17 protein-coding genes are annotated in these 17145 nt (G+C 59.5%); 3 read left to right on the top strand and 14 right to left on the bottom strand.

Going from position 1 to position 17145, the window contains the following annotated elements; translation table 11 throughout:
• Nucleotides 1-25: 25 nt before the first annotated feature.
• From EQV96_RS21960 to EQV96_RS21935, 6 genes are all read right to left on the bottom strand, one after another.
• On the bottom strand, nt 26-775 hold the full coding sequence (locus EQV96_RS21960; RefSeq protein ID WP_240882395.1) for an electron transfer flavoprotein subunit beta/FixA family protein: 750 nt from the start codon (nt 773-775) through the stop codon (nt 26-28).
• A 36-nt stretch (nt 776-811) separates the two neighbouring features.
• A complete protein-coding gene (locus EQV96_RS21955) occupies nt 812-2239 on the bottom strand; it encodes a cytosine permease (protein ID WP_133145056.1) in 1428 nt (475 codons plus the stop codon).
• A 77-nt stretch (nt 2240-2316) separates the two neighbouring features.
• Nucleotides 2317-3459, bottom strand: a complete 1143-nt coding sequence (locus EQV96_RS21950; RefSeq protein ID WP_095026677.1) for an acyl-CoA dehydrogenase family protein — start codon at nt 3457-3459, stop codon at nt 2317-2319.
• Nucleotides 3456-4616, bottom strand: coding sequence for a CaiB/BaiF CoA-transferase family protein (locus EQV96_RS21945; protein WP_095018698.1), 1161 nt, complete (start codon nt 4614-4616; stop codon nt 3456-3458). Before EQV96_RS21945 ends, EQV96_RS21950 begins: the two co-directional genes overlap by 4 nt.
• 292 nt (nt 4617-4908) lie before the next feature.
• Complete coding sequence (hutC, locus tag EQV96_RS21940) at nt 4909-5661, bottom strand: histidine utilization repressor (protein WP_095018697.1); 753 nt, start codon at nt 5659-5661, stop codon at nt 4909-4911.
• An 80-nt stretch (nt 5662-5741) separates the two neighbouring features.
• A complete protein-coding gene (locus EQV96_RS21935) occupies nt 5742-6446 on the bottom strand; it encodes a YoaK family protein (protein WP_095003339.1) in 705 nt (234 codons plus the stop codon).
• 260 nt (nt 6447-6706) lie between these two features.
• Between EQV96_RS21935 and EQV96_RS21930 the strand changes: the two genes are divergently transcribed.
• Nucleotides 6707-7381, top strand: a complete 675-nt coding sequence (locus EQV96_RS21930) for a histidine phosphatase family protein (protein ID WP_095003338.1) — start codon at nt 6707-6709, stop codon at nt 7379-7381.
• A gap of 188 nt (nt 7382-7569) precedes the next feature.
• Nucleotides 7570-7791, top strand: coding sequence for a YgdI/YgdR family lipoprotein (locus EQV96_RS21925; RefSeq protein WP_095003337.1), 222 nt, complete (start codon nt 7570-7572; stop codon nt 7789-7791).
• Nucleotides 7792-7835: 44 nt separating this feature from the next.
• On the opposite strand, the gene EQV96_RS21920 is transcribed toward EQV96_RS21925, so the two are convergent.
• From EQV96_RS21920 to EQV96_RS21910, 3 genes are read right to left on the bottom strand one after another with little or no spacing between them, the layout of a single operon-like run.
• A complete protein-coding gene (locus tag EQV96_RS21920; RefSeq protein WP_095018696.1) occupies nt 7836-9128 on the bottom strand; it encodes an FAD-dependent oxidoreductase in 1293 nt (430 codons plus the stop codon).
• Complete coding sequence (locus tag EQV96_RS21915) at nt 9125-9781, bottom strand: amino acid ABC transporter permease (protein ID WP_095003335.1); 657 nt, start codon at nt 9779-9781, stop codon at nt 9125-9127. Before EQV96_RS21915 ends, EQV96_RS21920 begins: the two co-directional genes overlap by 4 nt.
• Before the next feature lie 59 nt (nt 9782-9840).
• Nucleotides 9841-10602 (bottom strand): ABC transporter substrate-binding protein, encoded by a 762-nt coding sequence (locus tag EQV96_RS21910; RefSeq protein ID WP_095018695.1) that lies wholly within the window; start codon nt 10600-10602, stop codon nt 9841-9843.
• 171 nt (nt 10603-10773) lie between these two features.
• Between EQV96_RS21910 and EQV96_RS21905 the strand changes: the two genes are divergently transcribed.
• Complete coding sequence (locus EQV96_RS21905) at nt 10774-11550, top strand: IclR family transcriptional regulator (RefSeq protein WP_095003333.1); 777 nt, start codon at nt 10774-10776, stop codon at nt 11548-11550.
• A 133-nt stretch (nt 11551-11683) separates the two neighbouring features.
• Here EQV96_RS21905 and EQV96_RS21900 read toward each other — a convergent pair whose 3' ends face one another.
• The 5 genes from EQV96_RS21900 to EQV96_RS21880 all read right to left on the bottom strand — a co-directional run bounded on the left by EQV96_RS21900 (nt 11684) and on the right by EQV96_RS21880 (nt 17052).
• Nucleotides 11684-12697 (bottom strand): AraC family transcriptional regulator, encoded by a 1014-nt coding sequence (locus EQV96_RS21900; protein ID WP_240882394.1) that lies wholly within the window; start codon nt 12695-12697, stop codon nt 11684-11686.
• A gap of 127 nt (nt 12698-12824) precedes the next feature.
• On the bottom strand, nt 12825-13862 hold the full coding sequence (locus tag EQV96_RS21895; RefSeq protein WP_095003331.1) for a Rieske 2Fe-2S domain-containing protein: 1038 nt from the start codon (nt 13860-13862) through the stop codon (nt 12825-12827).
• A 208-nt stretch (nt 13863-14070) separates the two neighbouring features.
• Complete coding sequence (locus tag EQV96_RS21890) at nt 14071-14904, bottom strand: SDR family oxidoreductase (RefSeq protein ID WP_240882393.1); 834 nt, start codon at nt 14902-14904, stop codon at nt 14071-14073.
• A 16-nt stretch (nt 14905-14920) separates the two neighbouring features.
• Entirely contained in the window at nt 14921-15688 is a 768-nt protein-coding gene (locus EQV96_RS21885) for an SDR family oxidoreductase (RefSeq protein WP_095023741.1), read from the bottom strand.
• 89 nt (nt 15689-15777) lie between these two features.
• The gene (locus EQV96_RS21880; RefSeq protein WP_095003328.1) at nt 15778-17052 is read right to left on the bottom strand and encodes a helix-turn-helix transcriptional regulator; all 1275 of its coding nucleotides are present in this window, start codon (nt 17050-17052) and stop codon (nt 15778-15780) included.
• Between the last annotated feature and the right edge of the window lie 93 nt (nt 17053-17145).

Genomic DNA, 17145 nt, shown 5'->3' with positions numbered 1-17145 from the left:
TCTGCGATTACCAAGATAGTCATGATTAGATTACCTTCGCTTCGTTTTTCAGTTTCTCGACCAGTTCAGCCACCGACTTGACCTTGATACCCGCGCTGCGTGCAGCCGGGGCTTCCACTTTCAGGGTTTTGTTGGTCGAAGCAGTCGAAACACCCAACGCGTCTGGCGTCAGTACTTCAAGCGGCTTTTTCTTGGCTTTCATGATGTTTGGCAGGGACGCATAACGCGGCTCGTTCAAACGCAGGTCGGTGGTGATGATCGCCGGCAATTTCAGCGAAACAGTTTGCGCGCCGCCGTCTACTTCACGGGTCACGGCAACCTTGTCACCTGCCACTTCAACCTTGGACGCGAACGTGCCCTGACCGAAACCGGTCAACGCAGCCAGCATCTGGCCAGTCTGGTTGTTGTCGCTGTCGATGGCCTGTTTACCCAGGATCACCAGCTGTGGCTGTTCCTTGTCGACAACGGCCTTGAGCAGCTTGGCCACGGCCAGCGAGGTCAGATCTTCGGCGGACTCGACGAGAATGGCGCGATCAGCACCCAGCGCCAGCGCGGTACGCAGCTGTTCCTGAGCAGTGGTCGGGCCGATGGAGACGACGACGATTTCAGTCGCAAGGCCCTTCTCTTTAAGGCGTACGGCTTCTTCCACGGCGATTTCGCAGAAGGGGTTCATCGACATCTTGACGTTGGCGAGGTCAACGCCGGAGTTGTCCGCTTTGACGCGCACTTTAACGTTGTAATCGACCACTCGTTTGATACAGGCCAGCACCTTCATTGTTGCTCCCTCTATGGCTACTTGATTGGAAACCTCTTAAACCGTCGCGGGCTCAACAGGCAAAATCAGTTGATCCGGCACCGACTGCCCCGAGTTGCGTGCCACGAAGTAGTACACCAGCGCTGGCAGCGTCAGGCCGATGATCCAGGAAATATCAGTCCCCCCCAGGTGTTCCACCAGAGGCCCGGTGTAAAAGCTGGTGGCGATAAACGGCAACTGCACCACCACTCCGAAGGCGTAGACCAGAATACCGCGCAGGTTCCAGCGCCCGTATCGGCCATTCGGGTTAGACAGCGCCGGTACGTCATAGCGCTCTTTACTGATGAGGTAAAAGTCCACCAGGTTGATCGCACTCCACGGCGTAAAAAAAGCCAGTAAAAACAGAATAAACGCCGAAAAATCCTTGAGGAACGAATGCTGCCCAAGCAAGGCCAGAGCAGTGGCAAAACCTACCATCAGCAGGATGTAAAACAGGCGTAAGGTCTTGGAGATTTCATGGTTGCCGCGAAAGCCGCTGACGATGGTGGCCAGGGACATGAAACTGCCGTAGGCATTGAGCGTAGTGATGGTCACCTTGCCGAACACCACGCAAAAATACAGCAGCGCCGCCATCGCCCCGCTCGCCCCCATGCCGACGATGTAGGCCACCTCATGCCCGGCAAACTGGCTACCGGCCAGGGCAGCCACAAACACACCGAAAACCATCGATATTTGCGAGCCGACGACAGAGCCCAGCCCCACTGCCAGAAAAGTTTTCAGCGACGAGGTGCTGGACGGCAGGTAACGCGAGTAGTCCGCCACATAAGGCCCGAACGCGATCTGCCAGGAGGCTGACAACGATATCGCCAACAGAAAACTGCTCAGGGAAAAGTGTTTATTGCTCAGCAACAGGCCAATGTCATTCTGAGCAATCAGGGTGTAGAACAGGTAGAAAAACGCCAGCACGCCGACCACGCTCGCCACACGGCCGATCATGTGAATGGTGCGATAGCCCAGAATGGTCAGCAGCACGATCAGGGCAGCAAAAATCAGGATGCCCCACGAGTCACTCACCCCCACCAGTTGCCCCACGGCCTGCCCGGCCAGCACCGAGCCGCTGGCCGAGAAACCGACATACATCAGGCACACCAGCACAATCGGGATCACGGCGCCATAGACGCCGAATTGCACCCGGCTGGAGATCATCTGCGGCAGGCCCAGCTTGGGTCCCTGCGCCGCATGCAACGCCATGATGGTGCCGCCCAGCACTTGCCCGATCAGCAGGCCGATCAGCGACCAGAACACGTCCCCTCCCAGCACCACGGCCAGGGCTCCGGTGACAATCGCAGTGACTTGCAGGTTGGCCCCGAACCACAAGGTGAACTGGCTGAACAGACGCCCATGGCGCTCTGACTCAGGGATGTAATCGATAGAGCGCTGTTCGACCAGCGAGGCCCGCGGTGAATCTTGGTTGAGCGTGGACATAAGCAGTTCCTTCAGGCTGGCACCCGGGGTGCGCCGTGTTGTTTTGGGAAAGACTTTTCCAATCCTTGGCCGGCGGATTATCTGGCTGCGTCGAGCAGGGCACGGGAGATAATGATTTTTTGTACCTCGGAGGTGCCTTCAAAAATCCGCAAGATCCGTGCATCACGAACATAGCGCTCCAGCGGCAAATCCCGGCTGTAGCCATAGCCACCGTGCAGTTGCAGTGCAGCATCGGTGATAAACCCGGCGCATTCGGCAGCGACCAGTTTGGCGGTGGCCGAGTCGAGGCTGAAACGCTCGCCGCTGTCACGCCGGGCAGCAGCTTTCATGGTCAGCATGCGCGCGCTTTCGAGCTGCGCATACATATCAGCCAGGCGCCATTGCGTGCCCTGATAAGCGGCCAGCGGTTTGGGCCCGATCTGCCGTTCACGCACCCAGCTCAGGCTGGCTTGCAGGGCGGCATTGGCAATCCCCAGCGACATGGCTGCCACTTCCACCCGCCCACGGTCCAGCACCGCCATGGCCGTGTTGAACCCCTGGCCTTCTACGCCGAGCAGTGCCGATTCGGGCAGCCAGCAGTCCAGCGCCAGTTCATAGATGGTACTGCCACGCAGGCCCATGGTTTTTTCCGGACTGGAGAAGCTGATGCCCGCCGTGCCCCGGGGCACCATAAAGGCACTGATGCCCTTGTGACCTGCATCTGCGTCGGTCTTGACGTAGAGCACAATAAAATCGGCTTCCCTGGCATTGGTGATGTAGTGCTTGTTGCCGCGCACCCGCCAACCACCTTCTTCACGTACGGCGCGGCTGCGCATATCCGCCGGGTTGGAACCCGCCGCAGGCTCGGTCAGGGCAAAGGCACCGAGCAATTCGCCGCTGGCTGCCCGTGGCAGCCACTCATGTTTCTGTTCCTCGGTGCCGCCCAGCAGGATCGAGTCCGTGGCCAGAAAATGCGCAGTCATGGCCGAAGCGGTAGAGGCACAGGCACCCGCTACTGCTTCCACCACGCGGCTCATCGCCAGGCTACCAATGCCCAGGCCGCCATATTGTTCTGGCAGGTTGACGCCCATGCAACCCAGATCGCTCAACGCCCGGATGCTGGCCAGGCAAAAAGTTTCGGTTTCATCGTAGTGCTGGGCCAGCGGCTGAATTACCTCACGCGCCACTTGCTCGGCACTTTCAACTACGGCCATTTCCTCTGCGCTCATTTCAAAGTTCATGCTTTCTCTCCTGCTTTGTTCAAGCCAAATGCGGCGTTGTCTGCGCCCAATCGGGGGGCAATGGTGATGGCGTGGGGTTTACGGCCATTGAAGAACACCGGTTGCGGCACCAGCGGCAATACGCTGCCCTCGGGCTGGAACTGCAACTGGCGTACACGGGCATGTTCACTGCCCGCAGCCTGGGCCAGATCCCACACCGGTGAAGACGGCACTCCGGCATCGAGCAGGCCGTCGCATAACTGTTCAACCTTGTGCTGTGTGGTCCAGGCCTCGATAACAGCGCGTAACGCCGGCTCATTCAGGGTGCGCTGGGTATCGTTGACAAAGCGCGCATCGGTGGCCAGCTCCGGCTGGCCCATGCATTGGCACAGGCGCTCGAACAAGCGATTGCTGGCCACTGCAATCACCACCTGACCGTCTGCCGCGCGATAGCTATCAAACGGCGTCGATACCGGATGCCGGTTACCCACCAGCCCCGGCGCCACACCGTTTGCATACAGGTTGGACAGACCGGTCATCTGCAGGCTGAACAACACGTCGAACATGGCCACATCGATGTACTGGGCCCCCGGGGCATGCCGCTCGCGGGCAAACAGCGCCGAGCTGATTGCCCAGGCTGCATACACCCCGGCACACAGATCGCCGATGGCCTCGCCGCTGCGGGTCGGCCCGGTAGCGGCGAAACCGGTAACGCTCATCAGCCCGGACATGGCCTGCGCGACGATGTCATAAGCCGGGCGACTGGACAGCGGGCCTTGCTGGCCGAAACCGGAGATGCTGGCGTAGATCAGCCGCGGGTTGTGCTGCTTGAGGCTGTCGAAATCGATGCCCAGGCGTTGAGTGACACCGGGGCGGAAGTTCTCGACCACGACATCGGCATCGGCCACCAGTTCGTAGAAACGCTGGCGGTCGGCCGGGTTTTTAAAATCGATTTCAACGCTGCGTTTGCCGCGATTGATCAGCCCGAAGTAGACACTTTCGCCGTCCAGAAACGGGCCCAGATGGCGGGCGTCATCGCCCTCCTCGGGCACTTCGAACTTGATGACGTCGGCCCCCAGATCAGCCAGCATCGCGGTGCAATGCGGCCCGGCCAGCACGCGGCTGACATCCAGCACACGCACACCTTGCAGTTGTCGGGTAAACGGACTGTCGTTCATTTTCACATCCTCAAATGCTCAAGCGGCACAAAGGTGCACACTTATACCAACCTGTATGTACAAGTGAATGCAAGTGAAGGGCCAACACCTGAACGAGATCAACCAGGTACGTACAAAATCAAGATAAATAGCTATTTAAATCAGATAGTTAAAAAATAATAACTATTTAATACGGAATATGAGCGCACAGAAAAAATGCAGAAAACTGCCGCAACTTTGGGCATAAACAGGCGGGAAGGTAACAAAAACGCACCAAAAGTAACGCGAGTAACACGGGGCCACCCGCGAGTACTCAGTTACCGCACTGCCCTTGCAGGCGATAGCGCGAACCCGGATAGACCAGCCGGGCACACCCCACCAACCCCTGTGCAGCCCAGGTCCGGCGGCGAATCAGCAGGCATGGCTCGTTGCGCTTTACGTTCAACAGGCGGCATTGCGCGGAAGTAGCATGAATCGCCTCCACCTCATGTTCGCCGCCGGTCAGTGGCGCCAGGTTCATCAGGTAGGCATAGGCTGTGGTGCGGGTGAAGTCCTGTTGCAGGTACTCAGGGGCGATCTCGGCATTGATATAGCGCTCCTCGATCTGCACCGGCACCTCGTTTTCGTAGTGCACCATCAGAGAATGGAATAAGCGTTTGACCCCGTCCAGGGCAAAGGGCAACACCGGCGTGGTCTTGGCCGGGACCTCTTCGAGCACAATCACTTCGCAGCGGTGCACATGGCCACGATCAGCGATTTCCTGGGCGATATTGCGAATCTCGAACAACGCCGCACTGCCCTTGGGCACGGCGACGAAGGTGCCCACCCCTTGCATGCGCACCAGCAGCCCTTCGATGGTCAGCTCACGCAATGCGCGATTGATGGTCATGCGACTCACCCCCAGCTGGGCAAGCAGTTCACTCTCAGACGGCAACTTGGCATTGGGCAGCCAGGCCCCTGAACGGATTTTTTGCGTTATGGCCTGTTTGACCCGGGCATATAGCGGTGCCGGGCTTTCGATGGAAAATGGCGCAAGGGATGAATTGTCATCGACTGACTTGGACACAACGACTCCTGTTCGTAGGGCTGGGCATGCAGCCGGGCTGCGCCAGTTTACGCGCAGCCCGGGTCAAGCAAAACGAGGGATTAACGCGGCATGTAATCCCGTTGCCAACGACGAGGTATGCGCAACGACAACACGCCCAAAACAGCCGCAAAACCGGCGCTGAACAGCAGGGCCTGGAGGCCGAACTGCGCCTCCAGCAAGGCACCCAGCACTGCACCCAGCAACATCCCGGTCCAGGGCACCAGTTGCACGCGCCAGCCACTGCGCCGCTCACCCAGCAGCCAGCGGCCCAGCCCGCGACCAAAACGCGACAATGCCCCGGTCACGTAGGTCAGGCCCACCGGCAGGCCATTGACCTGCTCCACCGCAGCATTGAGCATGCCCATTGCCACGATGGCTGCCAGCAACGCCGGCACCTGGCTGGCAAACGGCAGCAAAGCTGCCGCACACAACAACCCCGCAATCACCAGCATCAAGGGTAAAGCGCGCCGTCCGCCCCAGCGCCCCAGCAATACCCCCAGGGCGTTACCGACAATAAACGCCAGTACCGCAAGCAGCAGGCGCAACGCCATCTGCAGGTCACCGTCACCGACGGCCACCGCCAGACGCGTGGTATTGCCGCTCATAAATGAGACAAAATCACCGGTGGCCAAAAAGCCGATGGCGTCCGTCATGCCCGCCAGCACCGACAGGCTCGCCACCATGGCCAGCCCTACCCGGCCGCGCCAGGCACGTACTCGAAGATGCACGGGATTGCTCGGTTTTCGCAGTGGCGCTGGAAGCATGGCGCAAGCCTCTGTAGGAATACCAGACTAAAGAGTGAACGATTTTGTCATACAAAAAAGCCACCATAGCATTCACCCTGCAGGACAATTACCGATCTAGCGCAGGTAAAATCGAACCAATTGTGAAAAAGGCATCTAATAAACGCTTCTGCCAAGGATAAGAGGCTCAGGTTTGCAGTAATGACAAGGATCAACACAGGGGCTGCCATGCCCACTGTGCCAGGCCAGTCAGCCTTAACAGATGTATGCAGAAGAATCCCATGACCCAGTCTGTTTGGATTAAACCTCGACTCAAGCCCTATGCATTGGCGGCTATCCCGCTGTTACTGATTGCCGGCGCTGTTGCGCTGGCGGTACATGCGGATGACGTCTTTGCCCAGCCGGTAGACGGTGTGCAAACCCTGGTGTTTTTGCGCCATGCGGAAAAACCCGCCGATGGCCTCGGCCAGCTCACCTGCCAGGGACTGAACCGCGCGATTGACCTGGCCACCCTGTTGCCTCAGCGCTATGGCAAGGCTGACTACGTGTTTGCAGCCAACCCTTCGCGCCAGGTTGAAGAAGGCGCCAATGATGATGCCTACAGCTACGTACGGCCGTTGATGACCATCAACCCGAGCGCCATCAAACTGGGCTTGCCGATCAATCTGGAGTATTCGGCCAACGATACCCGCCAACTGGCCAAAGAGCTGACCGACGACCAGTATCACAGCTCAACGATCTACACCGCCTGGTCCCATGGCTACTTGCCGGAACTGATCAATAGCGTCGCCAGTCAGGCGCTGGGCAAGAAGACCTCGTTGACCGAAGACTGGTCCGGTGGCGACTTTGACTCGTTGTATGTGTTGACCCTGACCTGGAAAGACGGCAAGGCCAGCCTGCTCAGTCGCGTCGACAAACAGGACCTCAATAATGGCTCCAGGGCGTGCCCGACCTGATCTGATCCACCCGCACCGGGATCACGGCGTGGTGGCGGCGCGGTTGAATTTTTCAGCACAAATGCCGATCATCCGGCGCACTCTCGGCAAAAAACGCTGTCAGATGCCACACTGACTTTCCAGCGCTGGCTGCTCGAACAACCTCGGCGCGACCCATCTCCAACTTGCGAACAGCTCAAGGTACATGCATGAAGATCAAGGTTACCGGTTTACCCCTGCTGATAGTGGCCTTGCTGGGCCTGGCAGGCTGCGCGACCCCGAGCGTTGTGACCCTGCAAAACGGCACGCAATACCTGACCAAGGACCTGCCCACTACCACCAACAAGGATGGCTTCTATGAGTTCGTCGATATAGCAGGCAAGCACATAAAGGTCAGGGCCGAGGATGTATCAACGATCAAGGCGGATTGAAGATCAGCGGCAAGCGCCAAGGCTGTTGACGCTTGCCCCTGCTTTTACCCGTTCAGGGCATCCAGCAACCGGTAGTAGCTGATACCCGCCGCCACATACAGGCGCTGCAAGCTGTGGAAGGGAATTCTGCGCATCGGCGTGACAGGGAACGGGAAGTCATTGCTGGCCCCCGAAACTCGCGCCGCCAGATGCTTGCCCAAGGTTGTCGCCATCGCAATGCCGCGGCCGTTGTAGCCCATCAGGATCGACAGGCCTGGCTGCGGCTCATGCAACTGTGGCAACACACTATGATTGAGCGCCACACGCCCGCTCCAGCGGTATTCGATCGCCACGCCTGCCAACTGCGGAAACACGCTGATCAATGAGCGCTCAAGGTGTGCCCAGTCTTCGGCACGGCGCGGTTCGGCAAACGGCCCGCGCCCACCCAGCAGTACACGCCCCTGGGCATCCTGCTTGAAGTACAGCAGCAGGCGCCGCGCATCGGAGCACACTTCCCCGCCCGGCAAAATGGTTTTGCGCAGCTCCGGCGACAGTGGTCGGGTGGCAATCAGGAAACTGTTGGCCGCCAGCACGGTTTGCCGCAGCCCTGGCCACAAGCCATCGGTATAGCCATTGGTAGCCAGCACCACACGCTCGGCCGTCACGCTATGACCTTGTGCGGTGGTCAGTTGCCACTGCGTGCCGATGCGGCGCAAGTCCGTCACCTGGCTATCGCTGTGAATCATCACGCCACGCCCCAGTGCCGACCTGGCCAGGCCGCGAGCATAGTTAAGCGGATGCAAACTGCCAGCCCGCGGGTCAACCCAGCCACCCACGTAATTGTGCGTACCGATGCGCTGGCATACGCTGTCACTGTCCAGCAACTCGGCGGCTACACCGCGCTGTTGCCACTGGCGGGCACGACCCTCCAGAGTCTTCATCGTCGCGCTGGAAAAGGCCGGCTGAATCCAGCCCTTGCGCGTGGCATCACACGCAATGCCGTATTCGCGAATCAGCGAAAACACTTCATCTGCGGCACCGCCGCAGGCTTCGATAATTTTCTCGCCACGCTCAGCGCCAAAACGCTCAAGCAACTGATCGGGGTCGTATTTGAGGCCGGGGATGACCTGCCCGCCGTTGCGCCCCGAAGCGCCCCAACCCGGCTCACCCGCATCCAGCACACAGACACTGACACCCGACTCTGCCAGGCGCAGTGCAGTCACCAGCCCCGTGTACCCGGCACCGACAATCGCCACGTCCACCCGCTTGTTTTCCGCCAGTGCCTGGGTCAGAGCCGCGGGGCGCGCCGTAGCGGACCAGAGGGAAGGTGGCAAGATCAATTTCGAGGGTGCTTTCATGTACGCCTCCGCAGCGCAAAGCGGCCTTCCAGACGACGCAAGCCATAGGACAGCGGCAAGCTCATCGACAGATAGAGCAACGCAACCAGGGTGTAGACCGTCATGTTTTCAAAGGTCGAAGACGCAATCAGTTGCCCTTGGCGGGTCATTTCCGCCACGGTGATGGTCGACACCAGCGAGGAGTCCTTGAGCATCATCACCAGCGTGTTGCCATAGGGCGGCAAGGCAATGCGAAATGCCTGGGGCAGCACAATCCGGCGCATGATCAGCAGACCGCGCATGCCAAACGACTCGGCGGCTTCGATCTGGCCCAGGTCGATGGCCTGGATCCCCGCCCTAAAGTTCTCGGCCTGATAGGCCGAATAGGCAATGCCCAGACCGATCACGCCAGCCTGCATGGCACTGAGCTGGATACCGAAGTCGGGCAACACAAAATAGATATAAAACAGCTGCACGATGATCGGCAGCCCGCGAATCACATTGACCACGCCGATGGCGAACAAGGCGATGGCGCGAATCTTGGAAACCATCATCAGCGCAAACAGCAGGCCAATCACTGAACTGAGCAGGAACGAACCTGCAGTGACCTGCACAGTGACCACTGCGCCTTTGAGCAGAATTGGAAGAAAGTCCAACGCGTCCTGGAGAAACATAAACTACCTGCGCACCGCTACAAGAAGTGACCCGCCGCAACACGGGGGCCACAGGATCATCAGTTCAGTTGCCACTTCTCGATGATGCGTTGCAGCGAGCCGTCGGCCTTGATGGCGGCAATGCCCTTGTTGACCTGCGCCAGCTTCTCGGCATCGCCCTGGCGCATCACCAGGCATACGTCGCCCATCACCACCGGCACATAGGTGCTCGACAGTTTTACGTCCGGGTTTTTACCCTGGGCCAACTGGTAGGCGATGATCGGGCGATCACCGAATGCCGCCTTGATACGGCCCAGCTTGAGGTCCCGCATCAGGTCAGGAATGGAGTCGTAGCTGCGCACTTCCTTGAAGCCGCCGTGCTTGTTCAGCGCATCGAGAAAGACCGTACCAACCTGGGCGCCGACCACTTCACCGGCCAGGTCATCCATGGTTTTGTATTCTTTCGGGTCGTCAGATTTGACGATCAGGCCTTCGCCGTAGCTGAAAATCGGATCGGAATACTGCACAACCTTTTCACGCTCTGGGGTTTTGAGCATGGCGGCGGAAATCAGGTCGATCTTGTTGGTGGTCAACGAAGGGATCAGAGCCGCAAAGGTGGTTTGCTGGATCTCGGTGTCGAACCCGCCAGCCTTGCCCACCGCCTCGGCCGCATCGACCATCATGCCCTGGATTTTCCCGCTCTTGATATCGAGGAAGGTGAACGGGATGCCCGTTGCTGTCGCCCCGACCTTATAGACAGGCTCTGCAACAGCGCTGGCTGATCCAATCAACCCGGCAGCCATTGCGCATACCAGCGTCAGCACTTGAAAAGGTTTGTGCATAGCGAATCTCCCTGTGGTCGCTTTTATTGTTGCGATACGGCACTCAACAACCCCTGCAGCCTCTGGTGCAAAATGCCGCCATCGACTATAACCAATTTACTTAAATCGTAAAGAGATTTATAAGTATCGCATATCGATACTTATAGACCTGAAACAAGCCAAGGATGCGCCATGAGCGATAACAACAACCCTCTTTTCAACCAGTCACTGGAAAAGGGCCTGGCCGTACTTCGCGGTTTCGGCGCGGCGCGGCGCACCATGACCCTGGCAGATATAGCGTTGGTGGCAGGCATCAGCAAAAGCTCGGCCCAACGCATGGTGCATACCCTTGAGGAACTCGGGTATGTACGCAAACACCCGCAAAGCCGGCGCTTCCAGTTAACGCCCAAAGTTATGGAGATCGGCTACAACTATCTGGCCGCCGATATATTGGTAGATGTGGCAAACCCCTACTTGGCCGAGCTTAACCAGATCACCGGCGAGACGGTCAACCTGACCGAGCCCGACGGACTGGACATGGTTTACGTGTCACGTTTCGTCGCGCCGAAATTTATCCCGATCCATATGCCTATCGGCAGCCGTATCCCGATGTACTGCACAGGTGGCGGGCGTGCTTACCTGAGTGGCCTGGCAGATGATGAAATCCGTGGTGTGCTGCAAGACAGCCAGCTGATCGAACTGACACGCCATACAATTACCGATGCCGACGCCATATTTGAACGGGTGCAGATCAGCCGCAAACAGGGCTATGCCACCAACAAGGAAGAGATGTTTCTGGGTGACATGACCATTGCCGCGCCGATTTTCAACAGTAACGGCCTGCCGGTCGCGGCGGTGCATGTGGTGGTGCCCAGCAGCCGCTGGAGCATGGAAGAAGCCGAAGAAAAACTGGCCTCTACAGTGATTCAGTGCGCCCGCGGGATCAGCAACTCGATCAGGACGCTGTAGCCCGTATATACGACGACTGTGGGAGCGAGCCTGCTCGCGAAGGTCGTTCGCGAGCAGACTCGCTCCCACAAAAAGGCCTGATCGGCAACAGAGTCTCTTCAGGGGACAGAAGAGTCAGAGGCGCCAATGGTTTTCAAACCGCGCCCAAAATCAACCCGCGGTAATGCCCGGGGTTGGTCCCCGACCATTTGCGAAAGGCCTTGTAGAATGAGCTGGTATCGGCAAAGCCCAGGCGCTGGGCAATGTCGGCATAGCTGTGCTCAGGCTCGGCCAGCCAGCCGATTGCCAGCTCCTTGCGCACACTGTCCTTGAGCCCCTGAAAGGTTTGCCCTTCGTCCGCCAGGCGACGGCGAAACGTCGATGCCGACATGCACAGACCCTGCGCCATGCCCTGGGTCTCGGGCCACTGCACGGCCGGCAACTGGCGCAGATTCTGTTTTATCTGACTGGCCAGGCTTTGCGGGTCGCGGTACTTGACCAGAATATTGGCCGGTGCTTCAGCCAAAAACCGTTTCAACTCCGGATCGGTGCGCTTGATCGGTGCATCCAGGCAATCAGCGGCAAAAATCATCCGCGTGCGTGGCCGCTCAAAACGCAGGTTCTCGGAGAACATCACTTCGTAGTCTTCGCAGTAATCGGGCGCAGCACAACGCAGCTCAATGGCCAGAATCGGAATCCTGCGCCCGGCCAGCCAGCAGGCCACACCGTGCACGATCATCCAGTAGGCAAAGTAGGTAAAACCACGGCTGGCCTGTTGCTCAGGCTCGTGCAGGACAATCTCGGCCACGCTTTGCTGACGCACCAGGCGTGCAGGCAAACGCTCCAGCATCAACGACAGAAACCCCAGTACCACCTCCAGCCCCCGGGCCAGGGTTGGCTGCGCCATGGCCGAGCGGCACATGAACTCCAGGCTGCCGGCCCGCAACTTGCGCGGGTCCATGCCAAAAAATTCGTCGTCCAGGCGCCGCGCCAGCAACCGCCACATCCGCGCATAGACCATGGCCGGTACACGGGCATCCGGCTGGTCAAGCAACTCGCGCGCGATGCCGACCTTGTGCAGCACTTCATCGGTGGCACTGCCCGGCGCACAGCTTTGCAGCAGCGCCTCACGCACCAGATGAATGGAGATGGTGTCCTTGTTCAGCATTGGCCCTGTTCCATGCCCGATGACGTATCGATGACGGCCATCTTAAGCAGCACGGATCAAAAAGCCAGCAGTAACTTGCCGCTGGACAGGCAGCGCCAGCGGCGCGGCCCGTGGCTCAGGCAATCAATCAGCGGTTATCCACCGTGGTGATTTCACGACGCTCGGCCATGCTTGCCGGCACGCCCTCTTCGTCGGTGAAAAACTGTTGGTACCACTCGCGTAGCTGATAGACCGGACCATCGCCCTCGGCCAGCACCGGGTTGTTGATGCGCACCTTGTGCGTCCAGATATCAACGTCCTGATAGAACGAGTCGCGGTTACGCTGCACATAATCCACGGCCAGCGCTTCGTTCTGTTCATGGGTCCAGCCCGGCACTTTTTTCACCATGCAGCCAAAACGCAGTTCAAAGCTGTTGGGGCCGATCGGCACGTGGCAATTGAGCAGGATGGACTTTATTTCCAGCCCTTCAAACACCGCGCTCATGCGTGTCAGGTGCGTCGCGGGGCCGTAATAGGCCGACTCGGCCACCAGGTCACCGCCCAGCCGCTCGGAGTCGCCATGGAAGATCTGCTGAGCGATATGCCCCTCGAACACATTGTGGAAGTACTTGGTCGGCGTGCCATGTACCGGACCGAAATGCTGGGCGTCCACCAGGTTGTCGACCAGCTCGCGCGGGTTGGTGTCGATGATCAGCTTGTCCATATGCCAGCTGTGCAGCCACTCATCGCTGTCCAGCTCAGGTAGATGGGGGATCACCACATCTTCGGCGGGCGGCTTGCCTTCAGGGTTGTTCCACACAAACAGCAGATTGTTGACCTCGCAGGTCTGCCAGGCACGGGTTTTGGCCTTGGGCGGAATGCGCTTGCAGTAAGGGATCTCGACACACTTGCCGCTGGCTTCGTACTGCCAGTGGTGAAAGGGGCAGACCACACGGTCATTCTCGATAGTGCCCTGAGACAGGTCGGCGCCCATATGCGGGCAATGGGCGTCGAGCACACTGATCTCGCCCTTTGACGTGGCAAATGCCAACAGTCGCGAGCCGAACACATTCAGGGTATGCAGCTTGCCATCACGGTACTCGTCTGCCTCGCCCAGGCAATGCCAGCCGCGACCATAGCGGGGCGACAAAGCATTCTCGACGTGGATGTGTGCGAGTTTAGTCATTTTTATTATTCCTCAGGTTAAGGGCCAGGGCGCTTTACCCGATGATCTTCACCGAGGTTCGGGGTGGGCTCATCGTTCAGATGGACTAGAGGGGCTGCCCTCACCCCAACCCTCTCCCGCAGGGAGAGGGAGCTGGTTTGCGGTGATCTTTGGGCCGCGTGCGGTCAGTCCCCTCTCCCCATGGGAGAGGGTCAGGGTGAGGGAGCGCTTAGCGCCAATCCTCGACAATCCCGTGTTCACGGGCAAACGGCTGGCAGTGAATGGTCTTGCGCTGGTGATCAACCGCCCCTGCATGGGTGGCCAGCCACAGCATCACCGCTGCTGGCACCTCCGGCGGCGCAGAGCCTGCACGCAGGGCAATGACGCCTTTGTCACCAATGGTGGCGCGCAATGCGTCAGTGGTCACCACACCCGGGTTGAGGGTGTAGGCACGAATCCCCTGCTCCCCCAGTTCCACCGACAATATGCCCGACAGCCTCGACACTGCCGCCTTGCCCGCACCATAGGCGTAACCCCAGCCGCCCTTGCCCGCTGCCACCGGCGGATCGGTTTCTCCAGCACCGGAGGTGACGTTGATCACCACACCGCCGCCCTGCTCGAGCATCTGGCTGACCACCGCCCGGGTCAGCAAGAACGGTGTCATCACATAGCCCTGAAAGACTCGCTCCAGGGTCTCGGGCTGCAACTGCATAAAAGGTACATTCAGATCGCTGCCCTGGTAGATGGCATTGTTGACCAGTACATCCACCCGGCCATATTCGGTAAACACAGCCTGGCTGGCGGCCAGTACCGACTCACTGTCGAGCAGGTCCATGGGCACCACCAGCGCCTTGCGTCCCAGCTCACGGATTGCCGCTGCGGTGGTATTCAAACTGCCGGGCAGCGGCGTGCCATCCGGGTTGCGCAAGCCGTGGGCATGGCTTTGACCTTCGTCCAGGCTGCGCGCACTGATGGCCAGATCAAAACCTGCACGGGCAAAGGCCAGCGCGGTTGCACGACCAATGCCGCGACTGGCGCCGGTAATAAATGCCACTTTGTTCATAAAAGCCCCTTAGCGGTCAGAAACGCTGTGTACGCACCATTGCGTCCATGCCGCCGTCGACAAACACTACGCTGCCGGTCATGAAACTGGCCTGCGCCGATTGCACAAAAGCCACAACCCGGGCCAGTTCTTCAGGAGTGCCCGAGCGCCCCAGTGGTGCGACAAACTCACGTACGGCCTTGCCAAACCGCGCATCGTCCTTGGCCGCCTGATGCAGCGGAGTTTCCACCGCGCCCGGTGCAACCACGTTCAAACGGATACCTTGCGGGGCCCATTGCACCGCCTTGCGCCGCGCGGCACAGGTCACCGCATACTTGGAACCGGCATAGGCCTGGTGCGTCTGACCCAGGGCATTGGCCAGTTCCAACGCCTTCGCCTCGTCACCGGCGAGCATCGCGGCAACCATTGGTTCCTGCTCGGCACCCGAATGGGTGGCCGCCACTGAACCGATCACCAGTGCAGCCGGGTTCTCCCCCTTGGCCAGCGCATCGGCCAGGCCATCAAGCAGTTCACTGACGCCAAAGTAGTTAACCGCCAGCACGATGCCGCTGGAAGGTGCGGTCACCCCGATCCCGGCGCAGCACACCAGCCCGTCGAGCACCCCGCCGCATTGCTCAAGCACCTGCGCCACTGCCGCCTGGCGCCCGGCACGGGTCGAAAGGTCAGCGATCACTTCGGCATTGCCACGGTCAATTCCGATTATCCGGTGGCCCGCAGCTCGTAATTGCGCGCACACGGCGGCGCCGATCCCGGAAGCGGAACCGCTGACAGCAGTAACTGGCATAAGACTTTCCTTGATGATGCAGGCGCAGGCGGCCTGGCTGACGAAAAACCGGCGGTGGCGCAAACACCCTCGCCGGCGGGCATAAATCCTTAAGCGCTTTTACGAACCGGACGCGCCAGTTGTGGCGCCGGCACCACCACGGACTCAGCCGCTCGCAAGGCGCACTTGGGCTTTCCCAACGCGACCACGCTGTTCAGCAAAATCCTCACCAGCTCGGTCTGGCGGCGCACACCGGTCTTGGAGAAGATCGAACGCAAATGCGCCCGCGCGGTGTTGCGCCGGATATTCAGGTTTTCCGCCGCTTCCTCCAGGGACAAGCCGTTGGCCAGTTCCATCGCCAGCGCCGTCTCGGCCTTGGTCAGGTTGAACAGTTGTTTGGTCACCACTTCACTGGCCAGCGATTTGCCTACCGAGTCGCGGATATAGATCACTGCCGCCGGTTTGCTCTTGCCTTCGGCCCACTCCAGCGACGGAATGGCCTCGACCACCAGCCCCAGGCTGACCTGACCCGAAGGTCGAGTCACGGACATCGCATCGGCTGTCGCCCCGCCCTCACGCACTTCCTGGCTGAAAGCGTGCTTGACCAGGCGTTGCAGCTCGCGGTTGTCGCTGGGGTAAGTGGCTTCCAGCCTGCCCCCCACCAACTTGAGCCCATCAGCGTTCTTGAGGATTTCTTCGGCCACCGGGTTGAGGCGCAGAACCTTGCCGGTTTCGTCGAGCACGATGGTCGCCACCGACAGGCGGCTGATGGCCTGGGCGTACAACTCGCTCATGGACTCGCTGCGATCGAGCAGGTTGTGCAGATGCAGGGCGCGGCGCAAATGCGGCAGAAAACTGCTGCACAGGGCACGCTCGGCACTGGAGAAAGCCGGGGAAGACTTTGGCCGGGTGATGCGAAACCGCAGCTTGCCGCCATCGGGCGTGGAAATGTCGGCGCCCATCACGTGATAGACATTCTGCGGACCGCAGTAGGCCTTGAAATAGGCCGACTGCACCCACTCGCTCTCGCTCATCAGGTCTTCGACGGTAAATACCTGGTCCAGCGCCTGCCCGACAAAGGGGGTATTGGTTTGCGGATAGGTTTGATAGGTCAGCTCGCCCTCGCCTTCGATATCTCCGGCAACGATCATCAAGCCCAGATCGGGCTGATCGGGCACTCGCAGGATCAGGGTTGCGTAGTTGGCCCGGAACATGCCACGCACGGTACACAAGGTACGACCCATTATTTTGGGGTCCAGGGCACCGTCATAAAAGCTGCCGACCATCTGATCGTAATCGGCCAGTTCAAGCCCCAGACCGGCCAGGGTCTGGTGATTCAAGGTCACTGTATCCACGGACTTATCCTCGCTTCGGGCCAGGTTCATGACCGGCCCTTTTTATTGTTCTTATGACTAGCGGCTAACCTTTGCACCACATCCGTAAAGCTGTGCAAAAGCGACTCAGTGTGTCTGTATGCC

Origin of the sequence: Pseudomonas sp. TMW22080 (genome assembly GCF_022496745.1) — a bacterium.
GTDB lineage: Bacteria > Pseudomonadota > Gammaproteobacteria > Pseudomonadales > Pseudomonadaceae > Aquipseudomonas > Aquipseudomonas bubulae.
This window is presented reverse-complemented; position numbering and strand designations above follow the sequence as displayed.

Coding starts and splice junctions, on each gene's coding strand:
- EQV96_RS21960 (WP_240882395.1), bottom strand. CDS start 775: ATGAAGGTGCTGGCCTGTATCAAACGAGTGGTCGATTACAACGTTAAA.
- EQV96_RS21955 (WP_133145056.1), bottom strand. CDS start 2,239: ATGTCCACGCTCAACCAAGATTCACCGCGGGCCTCGCTGGTCGAACAG.
- EQV96_RS21950 (WP_095026677.1), bottom strand. CDS start 3,459: ATGAACTTTGAAATGAGCGCAGAGGAAATGGCCGTAGTTGAAAGTGCC.
- EQV96_RS21945 (WP_095018698.1), bottom strand. CDS start 4,616: ATGAACGACAGTCCGTTTACCCGACAACTGCAAGGTGTGCGTGTGCTG.
- EQV96_RS21935 (WP_095003339.1), bottom strand. CDS start 6,446: ATGCTTCCAGCGCCACTGCGAAAACCGAGCAATCCCGTGCATCTTCGA.
- EQV96_RS21930 (WP_095003338.1), top strand. CDS start 6,707: ATGACCCAGTCTGTTTGGATTAAACCTCGACTCAAGCCCTATGCATTG.
- EQV96_RS21925 (WP_095003337.1), top strand. CDS start 7,570: ATGAAGATCAAGGTTACCGGTTTACCCCTGCTGATAGTGGCCTTGCTG.
- EQV96_RS21920 (WP_095018696.1), bottom strand. CDS start 9,128: ATGAAAGCACCCTCGAAATTGATCTTGCCACCTTCCCTCTGGTCCGCT.
- EQV96_RS21915 (WP_095003335.1), bottom strand. CDS start 9,781: ATGTTTCTCCAGGACGCGTTGGACTTTCTTCCAATTCTGCTCAAAGGC.
- EQV96_RS21910 (WP_095018695.1), bottom strand. CDS start 10,602: ATGCACAAACCTTTTCAAGTGCTGACGCTGGTATGCGCAATGGCTGCC.
- EQV96_RS21905 (WP_095003333.1), top strand. CDS start 10,774: ATGAGCGATAACAACAACCCTCTTTTCAACCAGTCACTGGAAAAGGGC.
- EQV96_RS21900 (WP_240882394.1), bottom strand. CDS start 12,697: ATGCTGAACAAGGACACCATCTCCATTCATCTGGTGCGTGAGGCGCTG.
- EQV96_RS21895 (WP_095003331.1), bottom strand. CDS start 13,862: ATGACTAAACTCGCACACATCCACGTCGAGAATGCTTTGTCGCCCCGC.
- EQV96_RS21890 (WP_240882393.1), bottom strand. CDS start 14,904: ATGAACAAAGTGGCATTTATTACCGGCGCCAGTCGCGGCATTGGTCGT.
- EQV96_RS21885 (WP_095023741.1), bottom strand. CDS start 15,688: ATGCCAGTTACTGCTGTCAGCGGTTCCGCTTCCGGGATCGGCGCCGCC.
- EQV96_RS21880 (WP_095003328.1), bottom strand. CDS start 17,052: ATGAACCTGGCCCGAAGCGAGGATAAGTCCGTGGATACAGTGACCTTG.